Raw genomic sequence first — 18715 nt, 5'->3', positions numbered from 1 at the left:
AGCTCTGGGCGGGCGGCGTTCGCATGGCTGATGCAGCGTGGCCACGGCTTGCAGCGCACAGGCTTGCCTGCGGCTAAATGCCGGCCGCGCGGCGATGCAGGTCGCCTTCAAGAAGCCCGAAATCCTGCCGATACCGCAACGCAATGCAATCGGGTTTGTCCTCCGACCCGGGCCTCTGCGCGGCCTGCACCATTCTCATGACATTCCCCAGGGGCGCCGGACCTGTGGGTTGCCCCCTACGCCTGCTTACGGAGATGTCTGCAATGAAGTGGTTCCAGAACCTGTCGATCACAAGAAAGCTGGTGCTTGCGTTCTGCAGCACCAGCCTGCTCACCCTGCTGTTGGCGTTGTTCGCGCTGTGGCGCATGACGGTGGCCGACGCCCAGATCCAGCAGGTCAACAACAACTGGATGCCGTCCGTGCAGCAGCTCGGCGAGATGCGCGCACAACTCGGCGAATACCGCACCTTCGAGCAGGCGCAGCTGTCCTACCAGGGCAATCCCGCCCAGCTGGCCGACTACGACAAGCGCATGGCCGACACCCGCAAGCTGATCGAGGCTGCGGAGAAGGCCTATGACGATATCGATTCGGATTACAACCCGGAAGAGCTGGCCCTGTACGAGAAAATGAAGGAGCTGCGCGCCGGTTACTTCGAAGCCCATGACCGCATCGCCGCGGCCATCGCTGCGGACGACTTCGTCACCGCCAGCAACATTTCAAGTAACGAATCGCGCATGCTGCGCCGCGGCCTGTTCGACCAGCTCAAGCAGCTCTCGCAGTACAACCAGGCCCAGCTGACCAAGCAGACAGCCGAATCGCGCAGCGCCCACAAGCGCTCGCTGCTGGCCATCCTGGCCGGCTTGGGCGTGTCGCTGCTGCTGGCTGCCGCGCTCGGCGTGGCCATCATCCGCGCCATCACCGTTCCGCTGGCCGAAGCCGTGCGGGTGGCCGACGATGTCGCCGCCGGCAAGCTCGACCGCCGCATCGACACCTCGCGTCGTGATGAAGTGGGCATGCTGCTGCAGTCCATGCAGCGCATGCAGGCACAGCTGCAGGCAGTGATCGGCGCGCAGCGTGAGATGGCGCACCAGCACGATGCCGGCAGCATCAGCTACCGCATGGACGAGGCCGCATTCCCCGGCGATTACGGGGTGATGGTCAAGGAAAGCAATGCGCTGGTTGCCTCGCATATCCAGATGCTGCTGTCGGCGCTGGAGATCATCAAGCGCTATGCAACTGGTGATCTGTCGATCGACATCGAGCGCCTGCCCGGCGAGAAAGCCGTCATCACCGAGACCGTGGATGCGGTCAAGGCCAGCCTGTCGGCGATCAACAACGAGATCAAGCACCTGGCCAGCGCCGCCGCGATGGGCGACTTCTCGGTGCGCGGCGATGCCGATGCCTACCAGCATGATTTCCGCGACATGGTCAGCAGCCTCAACCAGCTGATGGAAACCACCGACGGCAACCTGTCCGAGCTGTCCAAGCTGCTGCAGGCCATCGCACGTGGCGACCTGACCGCCAAGATGCAGGGCGATTTCCACGGTGTGTTCGCCAATATGCGCGACGATGCCAATGCCACCGTCGGCCAGCTGACCGACATCATCGGCCGCATCCAGCATGCTGCTTCCAGCATCAACCTGGCCGCCAGCGAGATCGCCACCGGCAACAGTGACCTGTCGCGCCGTACCGAGCAGCAGGCCGCCAATCTGGAAGAAACCGCCGCTTCGATGGAGGAACTGACCTCCACCGTGCGCCAGAACGCCGAGCATGCCCGCCAGGCCAACCAACTGGCCATCGGCGCGCATGGCGTCGCCAGCCAGGGCGGCAACGTGGTCGGCCAGGTGGTCACCACCATGAGCGCAATTGAAGCCTCGTCCAAGAAGATCGCCGACATCATCAGCGTCATCGACGGCATCGCCTTCCAGACCAATATTCTGGCCCTGAACGCCGCGGTGGAAGCTGCCCGTGCCGGTGAACAAGGCCGTGGCTTTGCGGTGGTGGCCTCGGAAGTACGCACCCTGGCCCAGCGCTCGGCCGCCGCCGCCAAGGAGATCAAGGGCCTGATCGACGACTCGGTCAGCAAGGTCGGCGAAGGCTCCACGCTGGTGCAGCAAGCCGGCACCACCATGGGCGAGATCGTCACCTCGGTGCAGCGCGTGACCGACATCATGGCCGAGATATCGGCCGCCTCGCAGGAACAGAGCGCCGGCATCGACCAGGTCAACCAGACCGTCATGCAGATGGACGAAACCACCCAGCAGAACGCCGCGCTGGTGGAAGAAGCCACCGCCGCCGCACGTTCGATGGAAGACCAGGCCAACCAGTTGACCGAGGCAGTGGCGGTGTTCCGCACTGCCAACGTGCAGGACGTGGCTGCGCCGCCGCGCCACAGCAAGCCCGCAGCTGCAGCGCCAGCGCCGGTTCGCCGCCTGCGCTCGGCCGTACCGGTGCAGCGTGGCAACACCGCCGTGCGCATCGACAACGACAGTGACTGGCAGGAATTCTGATCACTGATGGCGCTTCCCGCGAGGGAAGCGCCACGCACTGTCACTGCACCTACAGCAATACCCGAACAAGCCGATGTACTGAGCTATCCCATCCATATTCCAGGCCAGCACCAGCCCATGTCTTTGCCCACAGGTTTCCTCACCCGCAGTATTGCAATGCGTTTGATGCTGGGAACGGCATTGGTCGCGACCTTCGCATTCGGCCTCACCGCCTGGACCATCTATCTGCGCAGCAGCGACGCGCTGCTGGCCGCTTCGCGGGTGAGCCTGGAAAACATGGCCCAGCTGGAAGCACAGCGCATTTCCGCCGAGCTGGGGCGGGGTTTTGAATCCAACGCCAACCTGTCACGCAGCTTCCTGGCCCTGCGCCAGCAAGGCGGATTCAGCCGCCAGAACGCCGCCGCCATACTGCAGGCTCAAGCCCTGAACAATCCGCAATGGGTGGGCGTGGGCACCTTGTGGGAGCCGGATGCATTCGATGGCGAGGACGCCAACCATATCGATGCCGAAGGCCATGACGCCACGGGGCGCTTCATGAGCTACTGGGCCTGGCAGAATGGCGCGCCGGTACAGGAAGCCCTGCGTGGTTACGACGTCCCCGGCGACGGCGACTGGTACCTGCAACCGCGCGCCTCCAAGAAGCCCTCCGTGCTGGAACCTTACAGCTACGAGATTGGTGGCAAGAAAATCCTGATGACCACCTTGGCCACGCCCATCCTGCAGGACGATAAGTTCCTGGGTGTGGCAACCGTGGATTTCGCCCTGCAGTCCCTGCAGGACCGCCTGTCAAAGATGCATCCGATGCAGCAGGGTTATGTGCGCCTGCTTTCACCCGCCGGCACCATCATCGCCGACCGCGACCCGGCCAAGGTTGGCAGCAAGGCCGATGATTCGGATACGCGCGCGATGCTCGCGGCCACTGCCAAGGGCCAGGTCACCTTCGAGCAGCACCGTGACGCCCAGCGCGACGAGCAGATGATAGAAACCTATGTGCCGTTGAAGATCGGCAACGCAGAGCAGAGTTTCGCCTTCGGTGTGGTGGTTCCGCGCGCCTTGTTGATGCAGCAGGCCCGCGCCCTGTTGTGGACCATCATCATTGTCGGCGTGCTTGCGGCGCTGCTGCTGTGTGGTGCGCTGTATCTGCTGCTGCGCAGGTTCGTATTCACGCCCCTGAACGATGCGGTGAAGATTTCCGACAACATCGCCGCCGGCAAGCTGGACAACCACATCAGCGCACAGCGCGATGATGAACTGGGCACCTTGTTGACCTCGATGCAGCGCATGCAGACCCGCCTGCAGGCAGTGATCGGCGCGCAGCGTGAGATGGCGCACCAGCACGATGCCGGCAGCATCAGCTACCGCATGGACGAGGCTGCATTCCCCGGCGATTACGGGGTGATGGTCAAGGAAAGCAATGCGCTGGTCGCCTCGCATATCCAGATGCTGCTGTCCGCGCTGGAGATCATCAAGCGCTACGCAACTGGCGATCTGTCGATCGACATCGAGCGCCTGCCCGGCGAGAAAGCCGTCATCACCGAGACCGTGGATGCGGTCAAGGCCAGCCTGTCGGCGATCAACAACGAGATCAAGCACCTGGCCAGCGCCGCTGCGCAGGGCGACTTCTCGGTACGCGGCGATGCCGATGCCTACCAGCATGACTTCCGCGACATGGTCAGCAGCCTCAACCAGCTGATGGAAACCACCGATGGCAATCTGTCCGAACTTTCCAAGCTGCTGCAGGCCATCGCTCGTGGCGACCTGACTGCACAGATGCAGGGCGATTTCCACGGTGTGTTCGCCAATATGCGCGACGACGCCAATGCCACCGTCGGCCAGCTGACCGACATCATCGGCCGCATCCAGCATGCTGCTTCCAGCATCAACCTGGCCGCCAGCGAAATCGCCACCGGCAACAGCGACCTGTCGCGTCGCACCGAGCAGCAGGCCGCCAACCTGGAAGAAACCGCCGCCTCGATGGAGGAACTGACCTCCACCGTGCGCCAGAACGCCGAGCATGCCCGCCAGGCCAACCAGCTGGCCATCGGCGCGCACGGTGTCGCCAGCCAGGGCGGCAACGTAGTCGGCCAGGTGGTCACCACCATGAGCGCAATTGAAGCCTCGTCCAAGAAGATCGCCGACATCATCAGCGTCATCGACGGCATCGCCTTCCAGACCAATATCCTGGCCCTCAATGCCGCCGTGGAAGCCGCTCGTGCCGGCGAACAAGGCCGTGGCTTCGCCGTGGTCGCCTCGGAAGTACGCACCCTTGCCCAGCGCTCGGCCGCCGCCGCCAAGGAGATCAAGGGCCTGATCGACGACTCGGTCAGCAAGGTCGGTGAAGGCTCCACGCTGGTGCAGCAGGCCGGCACCACCATGGGCGAGATCGTCACCTCGGTGCAGCGCGTGACCGACATCATGGCCGAAATCTCGGCCGCCTCGCAGGAACAGAGCGCCGGCATCGACCAGGTCAACCAGACCGTCATGCAGATGGACGAAACCACCCAGCAGAACGCCGCGCTGGTGGAAGAAGCCACCGCCGCCGCACGCTCGATGGAAGACCAGGCCAACCAGTTGACCGAGGCGGTGGCGGTGTTCCGTACCGCAGCCGCCAATACCGGCGTCCGCACGATTGCTTCGGCACCGGCCGCCGCTGCGGCCCGACGCGCGCAACCATATCTGCGCCCGGTGTCGGCCAGCGCACACGGCACCCAGGCTTCGCGCCAGAACACCGACGCAGACTGGAAGCAGTTCTGATTCCCTGATTGCGGATCCACCACAAAGCCCCCGGCGCACTGCCGGGGCCTTTTTATTGCTCCCGGCTGGCCATCCTGCATCCGGATCGACGTCGACGGCCTTGCCCAAACGTAAGAGAGCAAATGAAATGCGCCGCCCGCGATCATTCGCGGACGTTCTTCCACGACAACGCATCTCACAGAGCAGGCCTGACATCCTTGAACGGCTAAGGAAGATGATCCCCAAACGGGAAATGTGCTGAATTCTTCAGAATTCCAGCCTCCCGATGCCCTACAGCGCTATAGGAAAACGCCGTTATCGCCTAAGACAGCATCCGCAGCGTTATGCGGTGCGGACACCACGCTGAGGCACCAGGCCAGCACACGCCCGCCACAGCGCCTCATTCTGCAGTCGATCCGGAGAGTCAGAGATGGAGTTCTTTCGCAACCTGAGCATCGCCAGAAAACTCGCACTAGCTTTCACCCTGACCACGCTCACCACCTTGGCCATGGGCGGCTTCGCGGTGGTGCGCCTGAACCAGGCAACCCAGCAGTTGGCACAGGTGACTACGCGCTTCATGCCAGCAGTTCAGTATCTGGAGAAGATGCGCGCTGACCTGGCCGAGATCCGTATCGCAGAGCTGTCGCAGCTCGCGCACCTGGATGACCCCAGCTTTGTGGCCGAGTACAACCAGCGCATTGTCGAGCAGCGGCAGAAGCTGGCCGAGCACCGCAAACAGTATGAAGCCCTGCCCGCCGACGCCACCCAGCAAGGCCTGTACGCCGACATGGGCAAGACCCTGGAGGCTTACTTCGGCGCCCACGCGCAGATGGAGAAAGCCATCGTCGCCGGCGAGTTCGAACAGGCCCAGCGTATTTCCAACGACCAGTCGCGCATCAGCCGGCGCAACCTGTTTGACGCGGTGGAGAAGCTCAGCGGCCATGTCGCCCTGGTGCTGGACAAGGAAGTCGCGGCGGCCGACGCCACGCAGACGCGCAGCAGCCACGCCATCGTCGTCTGCATGGTGCTGCTGGGCCTGCTGTCGGTCGTGCTGGGCGTGGTGATCGTGCGCGCGATCGTGCGGCCGGTGAACCAGGCATTGCGGGCCGCCGACGATGTTGCCAGTGGCCGCCTGGATGGCAGCATCGACAGCAGCCGCAAGGACGAAGTGGGTACCCTGCTGGCGTCCATGCAGCGCATGCAGAACCAGCTCAAGGCAGTGATCGGCGCGCAGCGCGAGATGGCGCGCGAGCATGACCTGGGCATGATCAGCTTCCGCATCGATGAATCAAAATTCCCGGGCGAATACGGGCGCATGGTCGCCGAGGTCAACACCCTTGTCGCGCAGCACATCGGGGTCAAGATGCGGGTGGTGGAAGTCATGCGCCACTACGCCCGCGGCGACCTGTCCATCGACATGGATCGCCTGCCGGGCGAGAAGGCCGCCATCACCGAAGCCATGGACAGCACCAAGGCCAGCCTTGCCGCCATCAACAACGAGATCAAGCGCCTGGCCCATGCGGCAGCTGCTGGCGACTTCAGCCAGCGTGGCGACGCCGACCAGTTCGAGCATGATTTCCGCGCCATGGTCGGCGGCGTCAACTCATTGATGGAAACCACCGAGGACAATCTCGGCCATCTGTCGCGGCTGCTGCAGGCGGTCGCACAGGGCGACCTGACCCAACGCATGGAAGGCGATTTCCACGGTGTGTTCGCGCGCATGCGTGACGACGGCAATGCAACCATCGAGCAACTGGGCAGCATCGTCTCGCGCATCCAGGCCGCCAGCGGCAGCATCAGTCTGTCGGCCAGCGAAATCGCCACCGGCAATGACGACCTGTCGCGGCGTACCGAACAACAGGCCGCCAATCTGGAGGAAACCGCCGCCTCGATGGAAGAGCTCACCTCCACCGTGCGCCAGAACGCCGAGCACGCACGTCAGGCCGACCAGTTGGCACGCGGCGCGGCCGACGTTGCCGCGCAGGGTGGCGCGGTGGTTGGGCAAGTGGTTTCCACCATGACCTCGATCGAGCAGTCTTCGCAGCGCATCGCCGACATCATCAGCGTGATCGACGGCATCGCCTTCCAGACCAATATCCTGGCGCTCAATGCCGCCGTGGAAGCGGCGCGCGCCGGCGATCAGGGCCGTGGGTTCGCGGTGGTGGCCTCGGAAGTGCGCACCCTGGCCCAGCGCTCGGCAGCCGCCGCCAAGGAGATCAAGGGGCTGATCGATACCTCGGTTGAGAAGGTCACCGAAGGCTCGCAGCTGGTGCGCCGCGCCGGCAATACCATGGACGACATCGTCGCCTCGGTGCAGCGCGTGACCACCATCATGGCCGATATTTCCGCTGCCTCGCAGGAGCAGTCCAGCGGCATCGAGCAGGTCAACCAGACCGTCATGCAGATGGATGAAACCACCCAGCAGAACGCCGCGCTGGTAGAAGAAGCCACGGCTGCCGCGCGCTCGATGGAGGACCAGGCCCATCAGTTATCCGCTGCGGTGGCACAGTTCCGCCTGGCCGGTACGGTCAGTGCCTCGTTGGCCAAGGTGGCAGCCAGTGCCAGCGCCGCGCCACCGCGGGGCCGCCCGGCATTGCGGGCCATCCCCAAACCCAGTGGCCGCGCGCCCGTTGCCAATGCCGACGACTGGCAGGAGTTCTAAGCCGATGCGGGCGGCGGGTGCGAGTGCGCCCGCCCAACGCTGAAATGTCCGACTACCGCAAGGCGCGAGCGCGTCGGCAGAAGTGCCGCGTTCGCGCATTGCAGGCTGGCGACACCCGGTTGAGCGCGTCATCAAGCCTGGCAGCTCGCGCGCAACCTCCCTAAAGAAAGGCCACACCAGATTGCCGCAGCGCACCGGTTCGCCGCTGCGCTCAGGCAGTGCGCTCACTTGCGTCCGCGGCCAAGCTTGCGACCCCCGGGAACACACCGTGCGCGTCATAACGTTGCCGCAATTTCTGCAGGCGCCGCCAGGCGTCGGCCGAATAGCAGGTGGCAACCTCATTGGAACGGCTCTCAAGATCGAATTCGTTGATATAGCTGCCGTTAGCCAGCGGTGCCAGTTGGTCATATACGCCACGCAGCCACTGCTGGTTCGCCTCGTCCGCAGCCTCGTCATCCCATTGTGCGTAGGTCGACACCGAAAGCCGTCCATGGACCGAGAAGGCCGCGTCGTCATGCTCATGATTTGGCCGCAGTATCAGCAGGCTGAAGGTGGCCGGCGATGGCCGCGCCTGCATGCCGGCCAGCAGCAGCTCGGCGGCCTTGCCGGCTGCATCGGTCATGATGTTGTCGGCCCGGTAGCGCTTGCTGACCATGGCCTGTTCTGTCTGCCGGTAAATCGGCTCGAAGCCATCCAGGGCCTGCTCGGTGAACGCACCGACCCATGATGCGATGTCGCTGCACAGGGTCTCGTGCAGCGCCGCTGTCTGGGCCGCATCGTCACAGAACACGTTCACGCTCAGGCCGGCAGGCAGACCGGCAGCGCCGCCTACGGCGAGCATGATCTGGACACGATGGTCGTCCCGGCGCGCGCACAGCGCCATCAACAGCGGCCTGATGTTTGCGGCATCCACGCCGTAACTGCGTGCCCGCATCGCCGATACGGCCGGCCAGGTCCTGAGATGGAACCGCACCACCACAAAGAACAGGCAAGGGCCACCGCCGCGTGCCGCCCACAGCAGCTCGGCGTTTTCCGTCTCGCTGACGTGCAGCAACTGGCCGTCGGCGGTAACCACATCCAACGCACGGATGTTGAAGGTACTCATGCCACCCCAGGCGTCGCAGTTGATGCCCAAGCCGCCGCCGAGCAGAAAGCCGGAGATCCCCACGTTTGCACCGTGACCGGTCGGAAATGCCCGACCCTGGTCTGCCAGGGCCTGCGACAGCTGCGCGCTGGTGACGCCCGGCCCAACCGTCACCGCGTCCTGGTCCGGGTGAATTTCCATCGTGTTGAGCGCGGCCAGATCCAGCAGCAGCCCGCCCTGCTGCAGAAAGCTCCCGGCATAGCTGTGCCCGGAACCCTTCACCGCAATGCCCAGTCCATGCCGGCGGGCGAAATTGACGCTCTTGATCATATCGTCGACCGAGGCGGCACGCACGATGTATTCCGGGTAGCGCTCGAAATGGCGCCGGTTCCATGCGGTGCTGTAATACCAGCTGGCGTACTCGGCGTGATGGCGCGACCTGACCTTGCCTTCCAATGTCTGCGAGAACGCACGGTAGTCGTCCGGCAGGGTCTTTGCGTGCTGCGGTTCCATGGCGGTTTCCAGGATCGTTCGAGAGGAGGATCAGGCGGCAACGGCACTGGTCGCCGAATACAGTGGCAACGGCTGCAAGCCCAGGCGGGTCTTGATGCGCGCATTCAAGCGGCCCGCTTCGATGGTGCGGATGCCGGCGCCCAAGGCCCATTCGTAGGCGTAGGCGAAACTGACCGTGTAGGGGCTGTAGTCGGTGAGGTCGTAGCGCATGCCGGCTGACCAGATGCACATCAAGCTGCCATCCAGAAAGCAGATGAGGCCGCCCACCACCCTGCCCTGGTCTTCCACCAGCACCAGCCGTATCAGTCCATCACAGGTGCGTACAAAGCGTGCCAGTGTCTGCGCCGGAAAGTACTGCGGGGTGCCGTTGCGGGCCGTGGTCTGCTGGCACAACTCGGTCAGCTGTTCCAGACGGTCATCGAACGGCGGGCTGTGCATGTTGATCACACCGGCACCGGCAGCGAACTTGCGCAGCTGCCGGGTCATTTCGTAGCGGCCGTCCTTGGGCAGCGCCTTGACCACTGCGGCAAAATCGCCAAACCGCGTCATGTCCATGTAATAGCGGTCCACCAGATAGCGCACCACCAGGCCCTGCTCCGCCAGCCGCAGCCGCGCCTGGGCATCGGCTACATTCAGCACCCCGACGTAGTGCACATCCAGTTTTGTCGCCTGCGCTTTCAAGGCGGCCACCAATGCCTGCTCGACGACAGCCGCCGCCTCCCCCAGCGTCACCACCTCACTGTCAAAGCAGTGCATGACGTGGCTGAAAAGCGCGCATTGCGCACGGTCGCTTTCAATCCCTGCGGTGCGCGCCAACAAGCCGAATGGGTCCACCGTCCGCACCGACTGCAGATAGGCAGGCACGAAGCCCACCAGCTGCCCACCATCGCGCGCCAGCAGGTAGAACGCCCCCTGGATGGCCAACAATGGCGAACGTTCAGCAGCGCAGAGGAAGCGCCAGTCGTAGAAGAACGAGGCACCGCTTGCCTGATGAAACGCACGGTATTCGGCCTCATCCACCGCTTCGATGGAATGCAGGATTTCCACTTCAATGGACATTGGCCAGTCCTCGGGATCGCCCAATACCCCGATATGGGCATCGGGGCAGCGAAGAGATGGTTCAGTGAAAGCGCACGCCCTGCCGGTAAAAGCTACTTCCGGCCACCGCTGTCAGCGCTTGCGACACTCGACGATCGCCGCGTGCGGCTTATCGACATACGCCTGCAATGCCGGAGGCACCCCGGCCAGATCGTGGCCGGCAACAAGGCTGGGATTGGACCACTGGATCGACGCGGCACCGGCCTTGCGCAGCCCCGCTTCGATCGCCTGCTGCGACCAGTACCAGGCATGCACGCTGGCATCGTACTGGCGATAACGCAGGTCCAAGCGCAGACGCCCGCCCTCCTGGTAAGGAGCGGCGCTGTCGTCCGGCGTCAAGGTGAAACCGCAGCCGGCGTAATAGTCCGGATCGGGTTCATAACGCGGATGGATCGGCAGCGCCACCAGCCGCCCGCCGGGCCGCAGCGGCGCCATCATCTCGGCGGTCATCTGCTCCAGTTCGGGCGCTGTGGTGGCATAAGGCAATACGTAGACAGCCAGCACCAGATCGAAGTTTCCGCGACAGGTTTCATCCAGCGCACTGCGGAAGTCGATATCCAGCCCGTCGCGCTGCGCGCAGCGGCGTGCATAGTCGAGCATTCCCTCGGCAAGGTCGTAACCCACCACCGTGCGTGCGCCCGCGCGCTTCAACAGGCGCGAGTAATAGCCGCTGCCGCAGCCGTACTCCAGAACGTCCAGCCCATCAAGCGACCCCAGCGCGGCAAATACGCTCGGCGTTTCGATGTACTTGCGGAATGGCCACGTCGCCATGTCCTCGTAGAGAGCGCCCAACTGATCAAATTGATCTGCGGCTTCCCTGCTCATTGCTGTTCCCTTGCTGTGAGGGTACTGCCCGGAAGTTGCAGATGCTCACGAATAGGAACATGTTAAACCGTGGTGATCATCACTGTTTCTAACTATTTACCGCCGTTTGAAAAAAATTTACGCCTCTGTCTCACCGCTGGTCACGCGTCTGCACCCGAAAATCCACCCCATGAGCGGTCATCGCTGGCGCTTTCCGGGTCCGCGGCGCGCGGATCTTCCGTATTGGCCTGCAGGGTCGTAACAGGCCGCCTAAAGATGTTAAAAAGGCGGCCGTTATCACAGTTTGTGGCGCCTTCAGCACGGCCACATTGCTCCTCGGCCAACCCATACCGTGTCCATGCCCGACCACGAATCGCCTGCACCCATGCCCTCGCCCCACGCCGGCAAGCTGTATGCCGACGACCGCTACATGGTGCGCAATCCGCACCAGGTACGGCACCTGCTGCAGGGCATGATCGATCAGCGTTCGATGGTCAACGTCCATCCGGACGGCCGCGATCAGTCCTTCCCCTCGGCGGTGCTGGAAGTGGACATGCAAGGCCTGATGCTGGATGCCAGCCCGGTGCCTTCGATCAACCGCGCCGTGGAAACAGCCAGCACCCTGCTCTGCTTCGGCCAGGTGGACAAGGTGATGGTGCGCTTCCAGCTGCACGGCCCGCGCCGCGTCGAGCGTGGCGACCACGTCGCGTTCGAGGTGCCATTGCCGGAGGAGGTGTACCACCTGCAGCGGCGCGAGTTCTATCGGCTGGAAACGCCGGTGGGCGACTCGCCCTACTGCGTGCTGCCTGATCCGGACGGCGGCGAGCCCAGCCGCTGGCGGGTGCTGGACATCAGCGCTGGTGGTATTGCCCTGCTGCTGCCGCCGGAGCAGAACCTGCTCAAGCTGCAGAGTCGGTACAACGGTTGCGTACTCGAAATCCCGGAAGGCGGTTCGGTGAAAACTCCGCTGGTGGTCTGCAACCTGCGCCAGCAGAAGCAGCCCAACGGTGCCGAGATGACCCGCATCGGCCTGCGTTTTGACGACCTGCCGCGCGGCGCCGACAACATCATCCAGCGCTATATCTTCAGGATTGACCGCCTGCGCAAAGCGCGCAGCAACGGCGACTGAGCCGCACGCCCCGCTCCGGCAACTGCATCGAGGGTGAGAGGCTGCATAACCGGATCTGGCCTTGTTGCGGCCGCCCGGGGCCAGCGCCCCTACGAGAGTGGAAATCGCTCCGTAACGCGAATCTGGTCTGCATCTCCAACCGGCAGGGCGTGAACCTCAGCTCCCAGCAACGGGGAAACACTGGCTGGCAAAACCCCGCCCGCAAGCGCAGATACACACGGTATTCCGGCTGCCGGCTAGCGCTACCGGCTGGCAGAGTAGATGAGCGTCGGGACCCAAGACAGAACGGCGCACCACGGGCCCAACGCATGGCAACACTGGCCGTCTTCCCGTGCCACCGTCGAGATTCCTGCCCTGGCACCTAAAGTCCCGGCCGCCAACGCCGATACCGGTGCATCAGCCGCATCACATCGGCAGCCCGCCAGGACCAGGATCCGCCATGAATGACTCCCGCAGCACCGCCCCGGACAGCACCGGCGGCGAATACCTCAGCTTCACCCTCGGCAACGAGCACTACGGCGTGGACATCCTCAAGGTCCAGGAAATCCGCGGCTATGACGCGGTTACCCGGGTGCCGGATGCACCGGACTACATCAAGGGCGTGATCAACCTGCGCGGCACCATCGTGCCGGTCATCGACCTGCGCCTGAAGCTGCGCCTGGACGAGGCCCGCTATGACGCCTTCACCGTGATGATCGTGCTCAATGTCGAAGACCGCGTGGTCGGCATCGTGGTGGACAGCGTTTCGGATGTGATCCCGCTCAATGCCGATCAGATCCGCCCGACACCGGAATTCGGTGCCGCCGTCGATACCCGCTTCATCTCCGGCATCGGCACCCAGGACGACCGCATGTTGATCCTGCTGGATATCGAAACCCTGCTTGACACCGCCGATCTCGGCCAGCCAAGCACCGCCGAAGAAGCCGCCTGACACGTGCATCTGCGGAACTGGTCACAGTTTCGCGCATGCAATTCAAGCACGACAAATCGGGGCCGATAGCCCTTGCATGCCCGTCCTCCCCGACCGGCCCTACTTCCTCATCCCGGAGTTTCCGATGTACAAGCACCTGCTTCCGCTGTTTGCTGCCACCGTATTGGCCACCGTCGCCTTCGACGCTGCCGCCGATGCCGAGATGATTCCACCGGAAAGCGCCGCCCGCTTCGCCGGCAAGGACGGCATGGTCTGCGGCAAGGTTGAAAAGGCACGCTATGCGGAAGGCTCCGAGGGCCAGCCGACCTTCCTGCACATGGGTGGCATGTTCCCGCGCCACACCTTCTCCGCGCGCATCGCGGGCAGCAACCGCAGCAAGTTCGGATTCCCGCTGGAAACGCTGGAAGGCAAGACCGTCTGCGTGATCGGCAAGATCCAGCGCGATGCCTCGCGCGCCGAGATCGAAGTCGCCTCGCCGGCCAACCTGAAGCTGGCCAACATCAAGTAATCCGCCTTTTGTCACGCCGGCATTGTCGGCGTGACTTCCCGCGCCAGTGACATGGCAGGGCCTGTTCCCGGAGATCGCGCAAGATGCAGTGGATCAACTCGCTGAAACTGAAGCCGAAGCTGATGCTTACCTTCGGCGTCGTGCTGTTCGTCATGTTGTTGCAGGGCATCGTCGCGTACCGCGGCCTGCACTCACTGAACAACGCCACCACCGACCTTGCAGAAAAGCGCATGCCCAGCCTCCGCACCAACGGTGAGTTGAGCGGCATGGTCAGCGAGTATCGCAATGCGTCCTACCAGAGCCTGATACGCGCCAGCGACGACGTCAAAGCCGATGCCAAGGCGCGCGCGACCGAACTGCGCATGCAGATCGACACCGCCATCGCCGCCTATCCCAAGCTGATCGACAACCCGGAACAGAAGAAGCTGTTCGACACCTTCGTAGCCGACTGGAGCAAGACCGCAGCCTCCTACGATGCGGTGAGCGAGATGCTGGCTCTGGACCTGCCGGATGACGCCATCGACACCTTCGTCGGCGAAACCCGCGACCTGCACCGCAAGGCCTATTCCGCCCTGCAGGCAATGGCTGCCAACGACAATCTCCGCGCCCAGGCAGCGGCCAAGCAGGCTGCTGAAACCTACCGCAGCTCGGCCCTGGTCGGCATCATCGCCGTGCTTTTGGGCGGTGCTGCCGGGCTGGTGCTGGTATGGCTGTTCGCCCGCTCGCTGGTTGCGGCCATGCGCGGCGCGGTGGATGTCGCCAACGAAGTGGCAAGCGGCAAGCTGGATGGTTCCATCGATGTTTCCCGCGCCGACGAAGTGGGCGACCTGCTGCGCGCCATGCAGCGCATGCAGCGCGATCTGCGTGAACGCATCGAGCGCGAAACCGTGATCGCCAACGAGAACCTGCGCATCCGCACCGCGCTGGACTATTCGTCAACCGGCGTGTTCCTGACCAACAACGATCTGGAAATCGTCTACGCCAACCGCGCCCTGCTCGACAAGCTCAGCGAGCACCAGCAGCAATTCAGCAGCACCCTGACCGACTTCGACGCCAGCAAGCCGTTGATCGGCCAGCCGGTCACCGTGCTGGAGCACCGTGGCGAAGTAGACGGCAAGGTGATGGAAGCGCTGGAGAAAACCGGCGTGTTCAAGCGCGAGATGCGCTTTGGCGAGGCCGAGTTCGCACAGACCATTTCGGTCATCCGCGACGACAACAACCAGCCGGTCGGCCACGTGGTCGAATGGCGTGACCGCAGCACCGAAGCGCAGGTCGAGAAGGAAGTGGCGCGCATCATCGAGGCTGCCGCCGCCGGCGATCTCAGTGGTCGTATCGGAACGGCTGACAAGGATGGCTTCTTCCTGCAGCTGGCCAGCCAGATCAACGGCCTGCTTGACGCCAATGCCAGCAGCCTGGAACAGATCTCGGCACTGCTGTCGGCACTTTCGCGTGGCGACCTGACCGTACGCATGCACGGCGATTACCAGGGCGTGTTCGCCACCATGCGCGACGACGCCAACGCCACGGCCGAGCAGCTGACCGGCATCGTCGGCCGCATCAAGCATTCGTCGGTGTCGATCAATTCGGCCGCCACCGAGATTGCCGCCGGCAACAACGACCTGTCGCGCCGTACCGAGCAGCAGGCCGCCAACCTGGAAGAAACCGCCGCCTCGATGGAGGAACTGACCTCCACCGTGCGCCAGAACGCCGAATCCGCACGGCAGGCCAACCAGCTCGCCATCGGTGCGGCCTCGGTCGCCTCGCAGGGCGGTGAAGTGGTCAGTCAAGTTGTCACCACCATGACCCAGATCGAGCAGTCCTCGCGCAAAATCGCCGAAATCATCTCGGTCATCGACGGCATCGCGTTCCAGACCAACATCCTGGCCCTGAACGCGGCGGTGGAAGCCGCCCGTGCCGGCGAACAAGGCCGCGGCTTCGCCGTGGTCGCCTCCGAAGTGCGCACGCTGGCGCAGCGTTCTGCCGGTGCCGCCAAGGAGATCAAGGGCCTTATCGACGATTCGGTCGGCAAGGTCGCCGACGGCTCGGCCCTGGTCCGAAAGGCCGGCACCACCATGGGTGAAATCGTCGCCTCGGTGCAGCGCGTGACCGACATCATGGCCGAAATCTCCGCTGCCTCGCAGGAGCAGAGTGCCGGCATCGAACAGGTCAACCAGACCATCGTGCAGATGGACGAAACCACCCAGCAGAATGCCGCGCTGGTGGAAGAAGCCACCGCCTCGGCGCGTTCGATGGAAGAACAGGCCGCGCAGCTTGCCAGCGTCGTCTCGGTGTTTCTGCTGGATCAGGACGACGAGGCAGATGTAGTGGCCAGCACTAGCGTCGCCAAACGTGAGCCCCTGCAACGCTCAGCGCCGGCGCGTACGCCGGCACCTGCACCACGGCGCCGGGCCAACGCCCCCACCGCCGTGGCCGAGCTAGCAGACTCCGATTGGCAGGAATTCTGATCTACCCAAAAACCCCAGCTAACGCTGGGGTTTTTACCTACTTCATTCACCATCACAGCGGCCGATACCAGAGTATCCCCCGCCAATTGCGCCCTGCGCCCTGTTCCCATGAATATCCAGCAGCTCTGGTCCAACTACATCTCGAACATATCGGTGCGGCGCAAGCTGAACCTGTTGACGGTGCTGATCGCGCTCGGTGTCATTGCCCTGGCCGTGCTCAGCGCCCGCATGCAGTACCTGGACCTGATCGAGACACGCAAGCTGTCGCTGAGCAACCGCGTCGAACTGGGCAAGACCGTACTGGCCAACTTCCACGCGCGTGCCAAGGCCGGTGAGCTGAGCGATGCCGAAGCACGCCAGCAGGCATTGGCGGTGCTGGCCACCATGCACTCGGACAGCGGTGGTGCCTCGTTTGAAGTCTATGGCGAGGACAACACCATGCTGATGCATCCGTTCGACAAGAGCATGGTAGGCAAGCAGCTCTCGCAGTTTGCCGACAGCAACGGCGTGCGCATGTACGAAGAGCAGGTCAAGGCGGCGCGCAATGGCGGCGGCTTCGTGCATTACCTGGTGAAAGACCCGGCCGCGCAGGGCAGCATCGAGCAGATTTCCTATGCCACCGCCTTCGCGCCCTGGAAGATGGTGGTGTCCAGCGGTGCGTATTTGAACTCCAGCCTCACCTATGCGCTGCGGTTCACCGGCGTCATGACCCTGGCTGGCGGCGTGCTGATCCTGCTGGTGATCGCCCTGAACTGGCTCATCGGCAGCCGCATCGTGGTCCCGCTGCGCAGCGCCACCGGCATAGCCAAGGCAATCGCCGGCGGCCGCCTGGACAATGTCATCCCACCGCCAAGCAAGGATGAAACCGGCCAGCTGCTGTCCAGCATGCGCGACATGCAGCACCAGCTGCACGCAGTGATCGAGGCGCAGAACGAGATGGCGCGGCAGCACGATGCCGGCTTCATCAGCTATCGCATCGACCCTGCCGCATTCCCGGGCGAGTACGGCGTGATGGTCAGCGAGACCAATACCCTGGTTGCTACCCATATCGGCGTGAAGATGGACGTCATCGCCCTCGCCCAGCGTTATGCGGTGGGCGACCTCAGCCAGGACATGGCCGACCTGCCGGGCGAGAAGCGCGTCATCACCGACACCATGGCCGCCATCAAGCGCAACCTGGGCGCCATCAATACGCAGATCAAACAGCTGGCCACGGCGGCGGCCGCAGGTGATTTCAGCCAGCGCGGTGACGAAGCCCGCTTCGAGCATGACTTCCAGGCCATGGTGCGCAGCCTCAACGCGATGATGCGCAACAGCGACCAGAACCTGGGGCAGATCTCCGGCCTGCTGCGCGCACTGGCGGACGGCGACCTCACCGTCAGCATGCAGGGGCAGTTCCAGGGTGTGTTCGCGCAGATGCGCGACGATGCCAGCCGCACCATGGCCCAGCTCGGCGCCATCGTCGCGGGCATCCAGCAATCGGCCCACAACATCAATGTATCGGCGGGTGAAATCACCACCGGCAACACCGATCTGTCCCAGCGCACCGAGATGCAGGCCGCCAACCTCGAAGAAACCGCAGCATCAATGGAGGAACTCACCTCCACCGTGCGCCAGAACGCCGAATCGGCGCGGCAGGCCAACCAGTTGGCGATCGGTGCGGCCAGTGTCGCCACCCGCGGCGGCCAGGTGGTGGATGACGTCATCATCACCATGGGCCACATCGAACAGGCCTCGCGGCGCATTGCAGACATCATCAGCGTGATCGACGGCATCTCGTTCCAGACCAACATCCTCGCCCTCAATGCCGCCGTCGAGGCCGCACGTGCCGGCGAGCAGGGCCGCGGTTTTGCGGTGGTGGCCGCCGAGGTGCGCACCCTGGCGCAGCGCTCGGCCGGCGCGGCCAAGGAGATCAAGGGCTTGATCGACGACTCGGTCAGCAAGGTCACCGAGGGCTCGCAGCTGGTGCAGCAGGCCGGCACCACCATGGATGAGATTGTCTCGTCGGTGCAGCGGGTGACCAGCATCATCGGCGAGATCTCCGCCGCCTCGCAGGAGCAGACCGTCGGCATCGAGCAGGTCAACCAGACCGTCATCCAGATGGACGAAACCACGCAGCAGAACGCTGCGCTGGTCGAAGAAGCCATGGCCGCGGCGCGCGCGATGGAAGACCAGGCACTGGTACTTAACCAGGCTGTGGCGGTGTTCCGCCTGCAGCAAACCCCCGTACGTGCACCACACGCCGATTCCGCCTCGCTGGCTCTGGCCAGCTGAACCG

11 protein-coding genes are annotated in these 18715 nt (G+C 63.9%); 8 read left to right on the top strand and 3 right to left on the bottom strand.

What is annotated here, in order from left to right:
• The first annotated feature begins 254 nt into the window (after positions 1-254).
• From BCV67_RS18190 to BCV67_RS18180, 3 genes are all read left to right on the top strand, one after another.
• Complete coding sequence (locus BCV67_RS18190; protein ID WP_335338968.1) at positions 255-2510, top strand: methyl-accepting chemotaxis protein; 2256 nt, start codon at positions 255-257, stop codon at positions 2508-2510.
• A gap of 156 nt (positions 2511-2666) precedes the next feature.
• Entirely contained in the window at positions 2667-5264 is a 2598-nt protein-coding gene (locus tag BCV67_RS18185; protein ID WP_237334380.1) for a methyl-accepting chemotaxis protein, read from the top strand.
• 409 nt (positions 5265-5673) lie between these two features.
• Positions 5674-7905, top strand: coding sequence for a methyl-accepting chemotaxis protein (locus BCV67_RS18180; protein WP_062167751.1), 2232 nt, complete (start codon positions 5674-5676; stop codon positions 7903-7905).
• 211 nt (positions 7906-8116) lie between these two features.
• On the opposite strand, the gene BCV67_RS19805 is transcribed toward BCV67_RS18180, so the two are convergent.
• From BCV67_RS19805 to BCV67_RS18170, 3 genes are all read right to left on the bottom strand, one after another.
• Complete coding sequence (locus BCV67_RS19805; protein ID WP_062167752.1) at positions 8117-9502, bottom strand: FAD-binding oxidoreductase; 1386 nt, start codon at positions 9500-9502, stop codon at positions 8117-8119.
• Between the two features lie 30 nt (positions 9503-9532).
• A complete protein-coding gene (locus tag BCV67_RS19800; RefSeq protein ID WP_084743386.1) occupies positions 9533-10561 on the bottom strand; it encodes a GNAT family N-acetyltransferase in 1029 nt (342 codons plus the stop codon).
• A 111-nt stretch (positions 10562-10672) separates the two neighbouring features.
• Complete coding sequence (locus tag BCV67_RS18170) at positions 10673-11425, bottom strand: class I SAM-dependent methyltransferase (RefSeq protein ID WP_062167755.1); 753 nt, start codon at positions 11423-11425, stop codon at positions 10673-10675.
• Between the two features lie 364 nt (positions 11426-11789).
• Here BCV67_RS18170 and BCV67_RS18165 point away from each other — a divergent pair, with 364 nt between their 5' ends.
• From BCV67_RS18165 to BCV67_RS18145, 5 genes are all read left to right on the top strand, one after another.
• Positions 11790-12533 carry a flagellar brake protein gene (locus tag BCV67_RS18165; protein ID WP_156455812.1) on the top strand — a complete coding sequence of 248 codons (744 nt, stop codon included), beginning with the start codon at positions 11790-11792 and terminating at the stop codon, positions 12531-12533.
• Between the two features lie 439 nt (positions 12534-12972).
• Positions 12973-13464, top strand: coding sequence for a chemotaxis protein CheW (locus tag BCV67_RS18160; protein ID WP_062167758.1), 492 nt, complete (start codon positions 12973-12975; stop codon positions 13462-13464).
• A gap of 124 nt (positions 13465-13588) precedes the next feature.
• Positions 13589-13972 (top strand): hypothetical protein, encoded by a 384-nt coding sequence (locus BCV67_RS18155; protein WP_057628689.1) that lies wholly within the window; start codon positions 13589-13591, stop codon positions 13970-13972.
• Between the two features lie 83 nt (positions 13973-14055).
• Complete coding sequence (locus tag BCV67_RS18150; RefSeq protein ID WP_062167759.1) at positions 14056-16437, top strand: methyl-accepting chemotaxis protein; 2382 nt, start codon at positions 14056-14058, stop codon at positions 16435-16437.
• 108 nt (positions 16438-16545) lie between these two features.
• On the top strand, positions 16546-18711 hold the full coding sequence (locus BCV67_RS18145; RefSeq protein WP_062167760.1) for a methyl-accepting chemotaxis protein: 2166 nt from the start codon (positions 16546-16548) through the stop codon (positions 18709-18711).
• Positions 18712-18715: the final 4 nt, after the last annotated feature.

This window comes from Stenotrophomonas nitritireducens, assembly GCF_001700965.1.
Classification (GTDB): domain Bacteria; phylum Pseudomonadota; class Gammaproteobacteria; order Xanthomonadales; family Xanthomonadaceae; genus Stenotrophomonas; species Stenotrophomonas nitritireducens_A.
This window is presented reverse-complemented; position numbering and strand designations above follow the sequence as displayed.